12 protein-coding genes and 1 pseudogene are annotated in these 14,150 nt (G+C 61.4%); 10 read left to right on the forward strand and 3 right to left on the reverse strand.

Annotation, left to right across the window (positions count from 1 at the left end):
- The 4 genes and pseudogenes from cofH to N536_RS39180 form a co-directional block, all read left to right on the forward strand.
- Positions 1-810, forward strand: a pseudogene (gene cofH, locus N536_RS39170) (5-amino-6-(D-ribitylamino)uracil--L-tyrosine 4-hydroxyphenyl transferase CofH); the annotation flags it as partial.
- Positions 811-948: 138 nt separating this feature from the next.
- The gene (locus N536_RS40840) at positions 949-1,608 is read left to right on the forward strand and encodes a TetR/AcrR family transcriptional regulator (protein ID WP_029115691.1); all 660 of its coding nucleotides are present in this window, start codon (positions 949-951) and stop codon (positions 1,606-1,608) included.
- 384 nt (positions 1,609-1,992) lie between these two features.
- Positions 1,993-2,292: an FAD-dependent oxidoreductase gene (locus N536_RS0122570; RefSeq protein ID WP_029115692.1), complete on the forward strand. Its 300-nt coding sequence runs from the start codon at positions 1,993-1,995 to the stop codon at positions 2,290-2,292.
- A gap of 131 nt (positions 2,293-2,423) precedes the next feature.
- Positions 2,424-2,900 carry a VOC family protein gene (locus N536_RS39180; RefSeq protein WP_051574697.1) on the forward strand — a complete coding sequence of 159 codons (477 nt, stop codon included), beginning with the start codon at positions 2,424-2,426 and terminating at the stop codon, positions 2,898-2,900.
- Positions 2,901-3,003: 103 nt separating this feature from the next.
- On the opposite strand, the gene N536_RS0122580 is transcribed toward N536_RS39180, so the two are convergent.
- Positions 3,004-4,047, reverse strand: coding sequence for a 2-dehydropantoate 2-reductase N-terminal domain-containing protein (locus N536_RS0122580; protein ID WP_029115693.1), 1,044 nt, complete (start codon positions 4,045-4,047; stop codon positions 3,004-3,006).
- Between the two features lie 497 nt (positions 4,048-4,544).
- Between N536_RS0122580 and N536_RS40845 the strand changes: the two genes are divergently transcribed.
- A complete protein-coding gene (locus tag N536_RS40845) occupies positions 4,545-6,110 on the forward strand; it encodes a nuclear transport factor 2 family protein (RefSeq protein ID WP_051574698.1) in 1,566 nt (521 codons plus the stop codon).
- Positions 6,111-6,447: 337 nt separating this feature from the next.
- Positions 6,448-7,059 carry a TetR/AcrR family transcriptional regulator gene (locus N536_RS0122590; protein WP_081809333.1) on the forward strand — a complete coding sequence of 204 codons (612 nt, stop codon included), beginning with the start codon at positions 6,448-6,450 and terminating at the stop codon, positions 7,057-7,059.
- 8 nt (positions 7,060-7,067) lie between these two features.
- Here N536_RS0122590 and N536_RS0122595 read toward each other — a convergent pair whose 3' ends face one another.
- Together N536_RS0122595 and N536_RS0122600 are read right to left on the reverse strand one after the other, a co-directional pair.
- Positions 7,068-8,225, reverse strand: a complete 1,158-nt coding sequence (locus tag N536_RS0122595) for an LLM class flavin-dependent oxidoreductase (RefSeq protein ID WP_197040210.1) — start codon at positions 8,223-8,225, stop codon at positions 7,068-7,070.
- A 45-nt stretch (positions 8,226-8,270) separates the two neighbouring features.
- Positions 8,271-9,206: a TIGR03619 family F420-dependent LLM class oxidoreductase gene (locus N536_RS0122600; protein WP_029115696.1), complete on the reverse strand. Its 936-nt coding sequence runs from the start codon at positions 9,204-9,206 to the stop codon at positions 8,271-8,273.
- A 512-nt stretch (positions 9,207-9,718) separates the two neighbouring features.
- Between N536_RS0122600 and N536_RS0122610 the strand changes: the two genes are divergently transcribed.
- From N536_RS0122610 to N536_RS0122630, 4 genes are all read left to right on the forward strand, one after another.
- A complete protein-coding gene (locus N536_RS0122610; RefSeq protein ID WP_029115697.1) occupies positions 9,719-10,522 on the forward strand; it encodes a CbbQ/NirQ/NorQ/GpvN family protein in 804 nt (267 codons plus the stop codon).
- A gap of 70 nt (positions 10,523-10,592) precedes the next feature.
- Positions 10,593-11,186 carry a TetR/AcrR family transcriptional regulator gene (locus N536_RS0122615; RefSeq protein ID WP_029115698.1) on the forward strand — a complete coding sequence of 198 codons (594 nt, stop codon included), beginning with the start codon at positions 10,593-10,595 and terminating at the stop codon, positions 11,184-11,186.
- 222 nt (positions 11,187-11,408) lie between these two features.
- The gene (locus N536_RS0122625; RefSeq protein ID WP_155948689.1) at positions 11,409-13,049 is read left to right on the forward strand and encodes a nitric oxide reductase activation protein NorD; all 1,641 of its coding nucleotides are present in this window, start codon (positions 11,409-11,411) and stop codon (positions 13,047-13,049) included.
- Positions 13,046-14,122 carry a spirocyclase AveC family protein gene (locus tag N536_RS0122630; protein WP_081809337.1) on the forward strand — a complete coding sequence of 359 codons (1,077 nt, stop codon included), beginning with the start codon at positions 13,046-13,048 and terminating at the stop codon, positions 14,120-14,122. The genes N536_RS0122625 and N536_RS0122630 overlap by 4 nt, the downstream gene beginning before the upstream one ends.
- The last annotated feature ends 28 nt before the right edge of the window (positions 14,123-14,150 follow it).

A 14,150-nucleotide genomic window follows, 5' to 3' on the forward strand; every position in this document is an offset into this window, starting at 1 on the left:
GAGGTCGCCAACCGGGCGTGGGAGGCGCACGTCGCCGGCGCCACCGAGGTGTGCATGCAGGGCGGGATCGATCCCGAGCTTCCGGTCACCGGCTACGCCGACCTGGTGCGTGCGGTCAAGGCGAAGGTGCCCTCGATGCACGTGCACGCGTTCACCCCGATGGAGATCTCCAACGGCGTGACCCGCAGCGGCATTTCGACCCGCGAGTGGCTGACCAGCCTGCGCGAGGCCGGGCTGGGCAGCATCCCGGGCACCGCCGCGGAGATCCTCGACGACGAGGTGCGTTGGGTGCTCACCAAGGGCAAGCTGCCGACCTCCGCGTGGATCGAGGTCATCACCACCGCGCACGAAGTCGGCCTGCGGTCGAGCTCGACGATGATGTACGGACACGTCGACACCCCCAAGCACTGGGTCGGACACCTCAACGTGTTGCGCGACATCCAGGACCGCACCGGCGGGTTCACCGAGTTCGTCCCGTTGCCGTTCGTGCACCAGTCCTCGCCGCTGTACCTGGCCGGCGGAGCCCGTCCCGGCCCGACGCACCGCGACAACCGGGCCGTGCACGCGTTGGCCCGGATCATGTTGCACGGCAGGATCGATCACATCCAGACCAGCTGGGTCAAGCTCGGTGTCGAGCGCACGCAGGTGATGCTCACCGGTGGTGCGAACGATCTCGGCGGCACGCTGATGGAGGAGACCATCTCCCGGATGGCCGGCTCCGAGAACGGATCGGCCAAGACGGCGGCGGAGCTCGCCGCCATCGCCGAGGGCATCGGCCGTCCGGCCCGGCAGCGCACCACGACCTACGCACCAGCGGCGAGATCCACAGTGGATACACGGCCTGCTGACTTGCACCCGGAAGGGACCGTCATCGTGCCGGATGGTCTTGGTTACGACTCGTTGACCGTCCGACCGCAGATCAGCTCGGGCTACCAATAGGCTTGTAGCGTGGCCACAGGGGACATCGGACGGTTCAACCGGGCCGCGTTCACGGAGAAGCTGCTCGGCTTTGTCGCCGAGCATGGACTGAGCGAACTCACGATGCGGTCGCTAGGACATGCTCTCGGCGTTTCCCATATGGCCGTCTACCACCACTTCCCCGGTGGCCGTGAGGAACTCCTTCAAGTTACGACTGACGCGGTACTTGCCGAAATCGAGCTGCCGGAGTTCGACGGGGCTTGGATCGAATGGCTCGTCCAAACCGGGCAGTGCACCTTCGATGTGCTGAGCAAGTACCGCGGTGTTGCGGCCTACGTGTTTTCGCGGCACCCGGTGTATGTAACCAGCGGTGTCGTTGAGATCATCGACTCGATTCTGGCCAAGCTGCTGTCCGCCGGCCTGTCTGATGTTGAAGCTGTCGAAGTTTGGACCGTGTGCGAAACCTGGCTCGTGGGTCAATTGTGGATCACCGACGCGATGCGGGATCAGCCAGCGACGGCAGCGGCCGGACTCCAGGATCTCCTTGAGAAGGAACCCGACACCGCCGGCAGCGACAGCTTGCGCCGGGTGGCGGACTTGCTCGCAAGAGAGCACGCCAGCAACCACCTGGCGTCAGGGCTCAGGGACTTGCTGACGGGGTTCGCACGACGCATGGGCCGGCTCGATTGAGCCGCGCTCCGTCTAAGTAGTTCTAGGCAAAGGAATGCTGGCGGAGTCACCAAATGTTTCACTGCCGTCGTGCACTCTCGAAATGACGCAGACGTCGGATGCATCAGCGTTGCGTCCTTGAAGACAAACGTATTTCGAGGGCGCGAGCATTAGCGGTCAACGGGGTCAGAAGACCCGAGCTCGTTGCAAGCTACATTCATTAAACAATGTAGCATTACGCTAGGCTCGCGTTAGCATTCTTGCGCACGGAGATGGGTCCTGAGTTCGGAGGCGGCATGGCAACCCCCAAAGAGGAGGTAGTAGGCCCGGATATGGCGTCAGTCGATGCACTCGAAACGGCGAAACCGACATTCGACCGCCTCAACCTGGCGGACTCTGCCTGAGATGGTCGGCAGCATCGGTACGGCGGGCCAGTTGGGACTGCCGCAGCGGGTGGACGTCGCCGTAGTCGGCTCTGGTGCCGCGGGACTGGTCGCGGCCCTCTCCGCCGCTTTGGAAGGAAGCGCGGTCCTGGTCGTCGAATCGGAACCGCTGATTGGCGGTACCACCGCCATTTCCGGTGGCGCGGCATGGGTGCCGAATCATGGTCTTGCGTATCGAGAACTAACGCCGCCGGCAATGCCGGCGGTGCCGCGACGGGAGGCTTCTATGGCGGCGCAGGCTGCACGATTGCTCTGGCCTTGACCTTCGGTCACATCGCGGGCCGTCATGCTGCCTGTCGGTCCTCGAGATGAGTTGAGGGCAAGACGATTGGATGGCCAACCCGCCAGCAGGGATGTCAGGTTCGTGCACAACCACCGCGAAGGAGCACAGCAGTGATTCTGGAAGCAAAGAACCAGTTCCACACCGCAATGGTCGTCGAAGATCTCGATCGGAGCATGCAGGAGTTGACTGGCCTGTTTGGTCTTCGCTGGAGCCCGTGTATCGACACCGAGGTGCCGATCTGGAGCCCTGACGGTGGCGTTCAGCCGATGCGGTTCGAAGCCGTGTATTCAGTTGAGTCACCGCATCTGGAACTAATTGCTGCCGTGCCCGGCACGATGTGGGGCGGTGGTTCACGGCCCATACATCACTTCGGATACTGGGCGGACGACCTTGTCGCAGAGTCGGCGGAGCTCGAAAAGCACGGCCTTTCATGCGTCGCTGGTGCAATGGTCGACGGCGTGCTGTTCGGCTTCGCCTATCACGCGACTCGGGATGGACTACTCGTCGAACTAGTGGATAGATCAGTATTCCCCGACTGGAAAGGCTTCCTCAACGGTGACATTGCGTTTGGCCAGTCAGCCGATTGAGCCATCTGGAACGTTCGTCCAGGCTTCGGCGTGTTCCTTCTCATCGCGTCGAGCGTGATGTGGCAGGACCGCAACGAAACTCAACCCGTCACGTTGGCTGCTTTCACCGGGTCGTCTTGGTGGCGGTGTGGTGCTCGAGCTGGTCTAGTACCTCCTTTAGCGCCGACATGGCAGACCCGTCGCGTTCACCGGCCGCAATACAGTCGCGCATGATCTCGATGTTCTGCTGCTGCACTTTATTGCCGTGGTGGAAGCGGTTGAAGGCAGACAGATCCATCGGCCACGCATCGTGTTCCATTTTCAGCGCCACCTTCCGTTGAACCCTCTCGGTCATCACGTGCTGCATTAGCCGGCCGATCCAGCCGTGCTGGCGCAACCCCATGATTTCGCCCTGTGCGCGGCGATTGAGCTGCCACAAGGATTTGTTGCCTGCAAGCACCTCGGCTCGGGGCCAGCCTGCGAGCTCGCTTATCGCAAACAGTGGGTACGGCAGTTTGCAGACGATCTCAAACAGGGCGCTGTTCATTCGCTGACAGCGCGAGATGCCGCACCGGTTGTACAACTCACGAAACCTCTTGGCGGGCAGCGTTGGTCGCGTCTCGACCACAATCCCGCGCTTGTTCGAACCCTGTACATAGGCCACGTCGGCCTGGGCGAGAAGTTCAGGCCGTGTCGGCGGACGTATCGGCAGCTGCGCTCCGGCAACCTGGTGGGCGAGTAGCCCGAGAGCGCAACTGAGCACCCGCTCCGATGGCAGTCCGGTGAGTCGTATCACGTGGTCGCGAAGGCCGACCGCCACACCACCGAACATCAGTGTGGCGGACGAGTCCTGGAATGCGGCGCCGATGTCTTTGAGCAGCGTGCTGCCTTCGACCGTTCGCATCGCAGAACCGTCGAGCGTGAGCAGGACGTAGTCCAGGGAACGGGCATCGATCTCGGCCGTGGTCGCCACGGCCCGGTAGTCGCTAAAAGTTCTCAGCTGCCCGTCGCGGTAGTTGTAGAGGCGTTGCGGCGATGCCAGCGCAGCCAATCGCTGCGGCCTCACTAGAAACGTGATCTGGGCACCAGCCAGGCTGAGGTGGTAGCCGATTACCAAGCCCATCGCGCCCGCACCGACGATGAGGACGCCGGGTTTGTCATTCGTCACGTGCTCTTCCCTTCAAAAAGTATTAGGGCGCAGGAGGACTCAGCCAGCAGTCGCCGAACTCGTCTAGAGCGGCACCCGCCGGACTTCCAATGTCCCGCCAGCCTTTCTCCTTATGAGCTGGCTGACGCTACACCGTATCATTTATGTAGCATTTTGGTTCATCGCGCGCTATGTTCTAACGAGCCCGTCAAAAGTGACGTGCGACACAACGCAGTCCCTCTTCGCGAAAACCCACCACTGTCGGCACCATCAGCCCGTCCGCACCAACGGTGCGACAAGCCGCCGACAAGACACTCGGTTCGACCTGGGCCCGAAAGCGCCAGTCACGAGGGGAAGTTCGCGGGGGGCTAAGGCATAGGAGTCAGCTCTTGTCCAAGAAAAACAACCATCGATTGACACACAAGTCGCGTACCGGGCGCGTACTGCGCGCGGCGGCGACCATCGGTGCCGCGACAACCATCTGTTGTGGCACATACCCGTTCACTGCTCAAGCCGCGGTGACCTCTGGTCCCGAGGTCGAGGCACTCAAGCAGTTGAAGATGGACTACGTCGCCAACGTCGACCTGAACAATTGGATAGCGTTATACCAGCAGTTCACTCCCAATGCGCTGATCGACGCCAGCGATTCCTTGCCGGGTGGTCTTGGACCGGTCTTTCACGGCCGAGACCAATTCATCGCCTTCAATGCGCTGGTTCTCGGTCCGCTCAGCACGCACCACGAGGCATACAACCCCCTCATAACGGTGGCCGACGACGGAAAGACGGCTACCGGCGTGTGGCAGGTGAACGACCGGCTCTCCGACCCGTTCAACATCATCGGACTACGCGGCCACGGCGTCTACACGGACACCTACGTGAAGAACGGCGACACATGGGTTGAAAGTGGGTTCACCGAGATCTACCACAAGCAATACATCGAGATTCTGCCCGGAATCCTCAACCTCAAGATCTATATCAAGGACGACGGCACACCCTTCCCAGTCGCTGGACCTGAGGCAGGAGCGGACGCGAACCCGGATGTCGAAGCAATCAAGCAGTTGAAGATGGACTACTTCGCCAACGTCGACCTGAACAACTGGATAGCCCTGTACCAGCAGTTCACTCCCAATGCGCTGATCGACGCCAGCGATTCCTTACCGGGTGGGCTTGGGCCGGTCTTTCACGACCGAAACCAATTCGTCGGCTTCGATGCGTTGGTTCTCACTGCGATCAGCACGCACCACGAGGGATACAACCCCGTCATAACGGTGGCCGACGACGGAACGACGGCTACCGGCGTATGGCAGATGAACGACCGGCTCACCGACCCGTTCAACATCATCGGACTACGCGGCCACGGCGTCTACACAGACTCGTACGTGAAGAACGGCGACACATGGCTCGTCGACAAGTCCACTCTCGTCTACCACCAGCAATACATCGAGATTCTGCCCGGAATCCTCAACCTCAAGTTCTACATCAAGGACGACGGCACACCGTACCCAGTCGTTGCACCATCGACCACCAGCACAACGTCCTTGGTGTCGACCCATGTCGAAACCGCGGTTGACGCGGCACCAGCGCCGCTCACAACTGCACCGCTCTCGAGGGCGATACCTCTCACTCTCGATGCGAACGACGTCAACGACCTGAGCACAGGTGATGCAGTCGGCGCAGACGTCACGTCGACCAATTCGCTGGCGAGCAAACCCAGTGGTCCCGTCGACGAACCATCGGGCGGTGAAACGGCTGACCGTGGCTCACAGCCCGAGAAGACCACTACGGCAACCGGTGCCGGTGGTGAGATCGGATTGACTCACGTCACATCGGGCGATACGCATGACGATGTCATCGACACCGAAGAGAATTCGACGACTGCCGTTAGTCCATCGATCGACGCCGTTCGTAAAGATGATTCAGAAGTTCGCAAACCAGTGCAGCCGGCCACCGTCCAGGCGAAGTCGACGACGGCCCATGAGACCTCCGGTGCGGAGACAAATAATCCGACATCCGTGGGCAAATTGACCGCCGGCAGCAATGGAGAGAGCGGAGGCGACTCAGAAGGGTCGGGTAATAGCGACTGAGTACGGCCGGGTCTGAGAACGCTCATCCCGCAAAGGTCCGCGTATCGTGATCGGTCGATAGTGGTTGCTATCAACGCCAGTCCCGTTGTGCAATGGCGTATTTCGGCGTCGATGAGTAGCTCGCCATCACCTGCCCTCGGTCTGGCGACGGATCACCGTCGTCAGGTACGACGTCTCATTGCGCCAAGGTCCGCAAGTGAGGCCCGGTACGTCCCGAACCATTTGTGGTCGCGGAGCCAGGATATGCGACATAGGTCGTTGTGTGTTGCACGCGCCGCCGCTCGCGCACGCGGCGGACATAACCTCCACTTTGCGAAACCTGTGATCAAATGGAGTAATGGCAGCGCCGAAGAAAGCTCGAACGGTGCCCCGGCCCGCTACATCGACTCGGGACCGGATCATCGCCGCAGCCGAACATCTCATCGCAGAGGTCGGTATCGACAATGTCAACGTTGGAGAGATAGCGGATTACGCCGGTATTCACCGGGTGACGGTGTATCGACACTTTGCCGACCGTGACTCCATTCTCGAGGAAGTGCTGTTGCGAAGGTCAAGGCCGGTGTTGGACCGCGCGGCCGCTCGACTGGCCAAGGCGGATCGCTTTCCAGACGATCTTGCGTATGTCCTAGTAGCCGCTGTCGACGAGGCCCGGCAAATCCCGGGAGTGCTCCAGGCAATGGCGCTTGTACAGGAGGGGGACTCGTTCAAGAGCCCCGCCATGTCGGATCGATTCCGGGCAGCTTCGCAGGACGTAGTAAGGCCCTACCTCCTCTGGGCTCAAGAGCGGGGCGAGATGCGGGCGGACCTTTCAGTCGAAGAGACGGTCAGATGGCTAACCCAGGTGTGCTACTCCTGGCTCTACCTCGCTGAAGACGACAGCCCCGCTAGGCTCCTGGAAGTCTGCAAGACCTACGTCATGCCCGCGCTGGTGGCCAGTCGGATTCGTTAGACCGTCGCCTACTTGCCGAACAGTCCCGGCTTTAGCTTCTTGAGCATTTGCATCAACCGCCGCTGCTCGATCAAGCTTCCAGCCGCCAGTGACGGTTTGAGCGCACTGGCAGCGCTGTAGATGATGACGTGATTCACACCGGCATCGACCACCGGGCGCAGTTGTTCGACGATGTGTTCCGCATTGCCGAACGGGATGATTTCGCGCAGTAACTCAACACTGATGTCTTTTCCGTACTCTCGCAGGCTTTCTGACTCGAGCACTTTGGGATCAAGCTCGATGAAGCCGGTGTAGTCGTCGCCCAGTGGGTGCCGCGCTCCCGCCGCCGTCCACGCTGCCGCGGGAAGGGTCAGCGCCATTGCGTGGACCATCGGCTGCGCCGCGATCTGCTGCATCGCTGCCCGGTTGCGCGCCGGCAACGGTGCGAAGTACAGGCTGCGAGTCATTGCGTTGGGGTCACGGCCGGCCTCCGTGGCTCCATTGACGACCTGCGCGGCAGCGTCGTGCCAGGCGTCGACGCCCGTCAGGGGTATGTATAGCCAACCATCGCCGTAACGGCCAGCGACGCGACATGCACGGGGTCCTTGCGCCGCGACCCAGACAGGCGGCGTGGTGCCGCGCCGCTTGGGAAGCGCGAATGTTGCGTCTTTCCAGCGGTGGAACTCACCCTCATGGGTGAGCGGTTTCCCGCCGGACTCCCATGCCTCTCGAATTGCGCACAAGGTGTCTTCGAGCCGACTAACGCGCCGTTCCATGGACTGCCCGTACGGCACGACGTTCTCGTGTTCGCCGGATCCGATTCCAAGCACCGCATGACCGCGCGTCATGTGGTGCAGCGACATCCAGGACCGCGCCAGGTCTGCCGGTGTGCGTCGAATGGCGTCCGTCACTGACATGCCCATTGTGATCCCGAGTCGTCCGGCCCATCGAGCGATGACGACCGTCGGATCGAGGTACGCGTCCAGCGATGGGATAAAACGGGCCATCGGTGACAGTTTCGGATTCCAAGCCGTCGACGGAAACACCGATCTGACGTGATCACCTACCCAAATGTCGTCCGCGCCCATCAGGCGGGCGGAGGCTACGTTCGCGCGTGTTGCCCACAGCGGCGTAATTGGATCGAGGTAGCACCCCACTGTGACTCGTGATTGGTTGCGATCACTCACCATGCACTCCCTTGAATACACCGGTGTACGTGTCGGGACCAGACATCACACGCCCTCCAGCGCAGGTGCGACGCACTCAGCAACCCACTGCAAGTGCTCGAGGTATTCGCTGATACCGCTAACCGGTGGTGGCGCAACCCAGGTGTCGGTCACACCCAACTTGGCTAGCCGACCGCAGTCGTCGATAACCCGTTGTTGCTCTCGCGGACTGCCCGCAGCGTGCGCATCGCGGGCATAATGTCCGTCGCCGCCTAGGCCGATGTTCAGCGCTGCGAGGGAGAAGAACACAGCGAACGGACGGCCATCGAACTCAGGACATGATCGGATGCGGTCCAACTTCTCGGGAATCTCTGCAGGCGGTGTGAGCCAGGGCGACCATCCGTCACCGAAGCGCGCAGCCCGTCTCAACGTCGCGTCGACATCGCCGCCAATCCAAAGCGGAGGGTGCGGCCTTTGAACCGGCTTGGGCTCAAACACGATGTCGGCGAACGAAGTATGCTTGCCCTCGAATCTGGGACTATCGCTGTGCCAGAGCTCCAACATGGCGCCGAGGTAGTCGTCCATGCGCGATCCGCGCCCGCTCCACGGAACCCCGAGTGTGTGGTACTCGTCTTCTTGCCAGCCCAAACCGACAGTCATGGCGGCACGCCCGCCACTGAGCCAGTCGAGCGTGCAAATGGCTTTCGCCATGACGACGGGATTGTGCAACGGGAGCAGCGTCAACATGGATCCGAGCTTGATACGCGTGGTAGCGCCTGCCATTACCGCCTGTGCGGTGGTGGCGTCGAGGAAATGAGTTCCCGTGGTATCGGCGTGATGGGCACCCACTACGAAATGCTCAGGAATGAGCAGACTTTCGAATCCGAGCCGATCAGCCGCCTGCGCGACTCGCACGACATCCGGCCCAGTGAGGGAGAGTTCCCAGGGCTGGGTGAGCGGCGGGGTGTGGACACAGCCGGGCAAGACGACATGGAACTTCACGAGGACCCCATTGGTCTGTTGGTACGCGCTGTACTGATTTGATTTCGACGATCCGCGCAGCGCGAGCCGGTCGAACTTCGACGCTCGTGATGTCGGGGTGCCGTTGGCGATCTGTCAGTCCCGAGTCGCATGTTTCGTAGCTCCGTTCTTCGAACTGCACTGCCAGGAGGCCTCTATCGGTCGGCGCTGCGATTATCCGTGGCTGTGTTGGTGGTGGACAGGCTGGATTGCTGGCAACCCCGAATCAAGACTACAGATTAGACTGGTTGTAGCATTCCGTCTATACCCTTGCATTGCGCCAGGTGCTGATCGAAGTGCCAGTGGTTGGGTGTGGTCCCTCGGCTACATGGAGCGGACGGCGACCATAACAGCAATCTTGGACGCTACAGAATGCCGAATATGTAGTACGCTTCGTGCAGCTCCAGTTTCGGTCCGCAGCCGATCAACGGCCGAGCCGCCTGTCGGCGGTGGGCGCGTAAGCACTCGACCTCGGGAAGGATCATCTGGTCACCATGACCTTGGAAACCGTTACAACGGCCCCGTTTTATGCGCCGTCCGGCAACGAGATCGAGATGTTTGAGGCGGCTCATCGTCAATCGCTGCCGATCATGCTCAAAGGCCCGACGGGCGTCGGCAAGACACGGTTGGTCGAGGCAATGGCTTACCGACTCGGGCGCGAATTGATCACGGTTTCCTGCCACGAGGACCTGACCTCGTCAGACCTCGTGGGACGATTCCTCCTCGAGGGCGACCGCACTGTATGGACCGACGGCCCCCTTACCCGTGCGGTGAGAAACGGGGCGATCTGCTATTTGGACGAGATCGTCGAAGCCCGGCAGGACACGACGGTTGTCCTGCATTCCCTGACAGATCATCGGCGAATACTGCCGATTGACCGCTTGAATATCACACTTCAGGCGCCACCCGAGTTCCAGCTGGTGGTGTCCTACAACCCGGGATACCAGAGCCTGTTGAAGGATCTCAAGGACTCGACTCGGCAACGCATGGTGGGCATCGAGCTTGGCTTTCCATCCGAGGAGGTCGAGCTGGAGGTGCTGCGGCACGAGACGGGCATCCCGCATGCGGCTGCACAGCGTCTGGTGCGGATGGCGGCCGCCATCCGGCGAGTCGAAGCATCGGGCCTACGCGAAGTGGCATCCACGCGCACTTTGGTCACTGCCGGCCGGCTGATGGTCGCGGGCGTCGATGCGCGATCAGCCGCGTGGGGAGCCCTCGGCGCCCCGTTGACCGATGATCCTCAGATGTCTGAAGGGCTGCGGGTCCTGATCGACAGTTATATGGGCGCTGCGGAGTAACACTTCACCAACCGCACGGTTCGTGACGGGTGGCGCGATGGGATGGACAGATGACTGTCGGCAGTCGACCGTGAACTCCGGCATCGTGATGTCGACTAGAGATCGCATCATCTTTGCCGCCGGCGACTGCGTTGACCGTCTCGGACTGGAACGCTCCACCGTTGCTGCGATCGCGGAATCCGCCGGCGTCCATCGTGTGACGATTTATCGCCATTTCGCGGATCGTGAAGCAATCATCGTCGAGCTGCTGGACCAGAGATCTGCACCGTTGATGCAGAGGGCCAAGACGAAACTCGTTGGCTTGGAACCATTTCCCGACAAGCTTGTCGACGCCGTCTCCGGCGCTGTCTACGACGTGCGCATAACGCCAGGTCTGAAACAGGTGATGGGCGTCTGGAATGAGGGCGGCTCATTTCACTCCGCAGGGATGTCCGAACGCTTCAAGCAGCGAGCGATCGACGTCACCTCCCGATATCTATTGCAGGCCCAAGAGCACGGTTACGTTCGAAGGGACATATCGGTCGACGACATGATCCAGTGGCTGCTGGACGTAAGCCTCATCCTCCTACTGTTCAAGCCTGACTACGAGCTGGACGAAATCCGCCACCACATACGAACTTACGGGCTACCTTGCCTCCAAGCGACAGTGTGCCCTGGCTCTTGACCCAACCTCGCCCTAGCGCTGAGGCCCGGTACACGCGCTGTACGCTACATATTGTGCATAGTGTAGCGGCCGCGTATAGTTCGGTCCGTGTTAGGCGGTGATACAGCTCATGTCGACGGGCCACGAGGGGTCCCGCTGGCAACCGATATCGCGCGGTACTCACTGCTCGCAAGCGCCATCGCTGGGCGCAGTCTGGCGGTCAGTGTGGCTGGTGCTACGACCTTGGCCTATACCGATGCTCAAAGGATCTTCGTCCCTGCCGACTGTCCACTGTCCGAGGTCGTCAATGTGGTCGTACTGCATGCCAGCATCCTCAGCGCCGGCACCTGTCGTCCCGACCTGGTTCACCGGCTCAAAGGTCATCCGCGCCTCACGCGGCGCTATTTCGCGCTCGAAGCACGCCGCGCGACAACAGAATTGGGTGGGCTGATTCCTGCCATGTCGATACCCCTGGTCGGCGATACGGAGGCATCGACTCGGTCCGCAGACGAGTCGCTGGCATTTGCCATGAGTCGACGAATGGTCGTGGAGCTACCCACGTCGCTCGGCGAACTACGCCCCAAGGCGTTATTGCGTCGGTTGGAGAACCCGACGTCGTCGACCGCGCCCATCACGCTCAAGTCTGGCGCACCCAAATTCGAAGAGAGCGACGCCGACGACGATGAAGACGCTGAGCGATCACGCTTCCTGGAGCTGATGTCGTCACCGCTGGGCGGTAACGGCCGATTGGCAAGACTGTTCGCAGCCCTGTCAGGTGCCTCGCGCAAATCTGCCAAGGCTGGGGGAGGCGCCAACGACGACTCCCCGACGAAGAGCGTCTACGGCCGCCGCTGGACCGGAGGCGGAGTGCAGGTGCCCACGCGCCTCGCGAGCGCGTCTTCGACCGAAGATGCGCTGTCCGACGGTGGTGCCCGTTACCCGGAATGGGATGTTTATCGACGTCGCTATCGCGAAAACCATTGCGTAGTACGTGAACTCGATCCGATAGGCGAAGGCGACCGGATTGTTGACGCGATGCAGCTGCGCTATCCCCTCGGACGATTCAACTTGGACCTGCGGCGGTCTCGCCATGAGAGTCAGGGCGAAGAACTCGACCTCGATGCGGTCGTGAGAGCGCGGGCCGATGTACGAGCAGGACAGACACCCGACGATCGCCTGTATACCTCCATACGCAGGCTCGGCCGTGACTTGGGCGTGTTGATCCTCATCGACGCATCGGGTTCGACCGCCGAAAAATCGGCGATCGGCCGAAGTGCATCCGAGGCCCAGATGCACGCCGTGGCACGGATTGCCCGCACGCTGGAGATGCGCGGTGACCGGTTGGCGATCTACGGATTCAACTCACGAGGCAGGGCCAACGTCTACCTCTATCCCATCAAACGCTTTGAGAAGCCGCTTGATTCGCGGTGGCGGACGAACATGGCGCGTCTGTCGCCGGCAGGCTTTACGCGGATGGGTGCAGCGATCAGGCACGCTTCGGAGATCCTCGCGAAGCGTTCGGGGACCTCTCGAAAGGTTCTGGTGGTGCTCTCCGATGGGTTTCCCTACGACGACGGGTATGAGGCCGGCTATGCGATGGGTGACACGCGGCGCGCCCTCGACGAGGCGCGCAGCAGCCGAATCGGTTCGGTCTGCTTGTCGCTGGGCTCACAGAGCGGCGATTCAGACCTGCAGAAGGTATTTGGCTCATCCGGCTTCGGTCGCGCCGAGAGCATCGAGGGTCTCGGGACTGACCTCAACCGATTGTTCAATCACGCGATTTTGACCGCGGAGCGCGCGGCCGATCGGTCCAAGTCCAACAAGTACGCCCGCTCACCGCGACGTCGGGCGACGCTTACCCATCTACAGAAGGAACAGGTATGAGTATTACGGAGCCGCGCGGAACGACCCAAGGGGCGGCGGCCAATCCAGCGGAGACGAGGCGGATAACGCCCGTCAAGGCATGGGCGTTGGTTGGCCTCGCATTCACTATCCTGCAGCTGTACATATACATCCGATGGTTTGGCTCACCGCAATTCCATGATCCCCAGACGGGTGCCGACGCGGTGCCCGGCATCGTCAAGTTCTGGGCGTGGTTCGTGCAGATCGCGACGGTCATCGCCATCGGAGCGGCTATCGTGTGGGCCGTTCGCCAGGCGCGACGTGAGCGCCGACTGACCTTCGACGGCATGCTGCTGATCGCGTGGTTCAGCGTGATGTGGCAGGACCCCGTCCTCAACTACATCCGCCCCACGTTCTTCTACAACAGCTACCTGATCAGCTTCGGATCCTGGGTGGAGCAGATCCCCGGCTGGATCAGTCCCGACGGCGGCAATCTGCCATCGCCACTGCTGATGTCGGGTTTCGGTTACCTGTCCTGCCTGTTGTTCAGCATTGCCATCTCAACGGCGATGCGCAAGGCGAAGCAGATCCGACCCAGCATGGGAGTGCTAGGTCTGGTGACCGTCGCGATGACCGCCGGATTCTTCATGGATCTGGCGTACGAGGTGTTCATGGTCAGGACATCTCTCTACGCCTACAACGGCGCCGTGTACAGCTTGTCGCTGTGGGGCGGCGAGCGCTACCAGTTCCCGCTCTATGAATCGCTCTTTTGGGGCTTCGTATGGGCGTCGAGTGGCATCCTGCGGTACTTCCGCGACGACAAAGGGCGCTCAGTGGTCGAACGCGGCGCAGAATCGCTGGCCGTCTCACAACGGACCCAGACCGCTGTACGCACGTTCGCGATCATCGGGTTCCTCAATGTGATCTACGTGATCTTCAACATCGCCATCAACTTCATGGCACTGCAGATAGACCCCACACCTCGGGGTTACCCGACCTACCTGAGAAACGACATGTGCGGCGCTGGCACCGAATACGCCTGCCCGGGCCCAGAGGTACCGATCCCGATGAGCCCCGGCGCAGTGAACCAGCCTGATCCAGGAACGACCGGCTAGCATGACCGGGACGTGATGAGTCGCTCGG

This window comes from Mycobacterium sp. URHB0044, from assembly GCF_000620625.1.
GTDB lineage: Bacteria > Actinomycetota > Actinomycetes > Mycobacteriales > Mycobacteriaceae > Mycobacterium.

Bases quoted from the DNA above. Each gene is read 5' to 3' on its own strand.
- N536_RS0122570 (WP_029115692.1), top strand. From the start codon at position 1,993: ATGGTCGGCAGCATCGGTACGGCGGGCCAGTTGGGACTGCCGCAGCGG.
- N536_RS0122630 (WP_081809337.1), top strand. From the start codon at position 13,046: ATGAGTATTACGGAGCCGCGCGGAACGACCCAAGGGGCGGCGGCCAAT.
- N536_RS0122590 (WP_081809333.1), top strand. From the start codon at position 6,448: ATGGCAGCGCCGAAGAAAGCTCGAACGGTGCCCCGGCCCGCTACATCG.
- N536_RS0122610 (WP_029115697.1), top strand. From the start codon at position 9,719: ATGACCTTGGAAACCGTTACAACGGCCCCGTTTTATGCGCCGTCCGGC.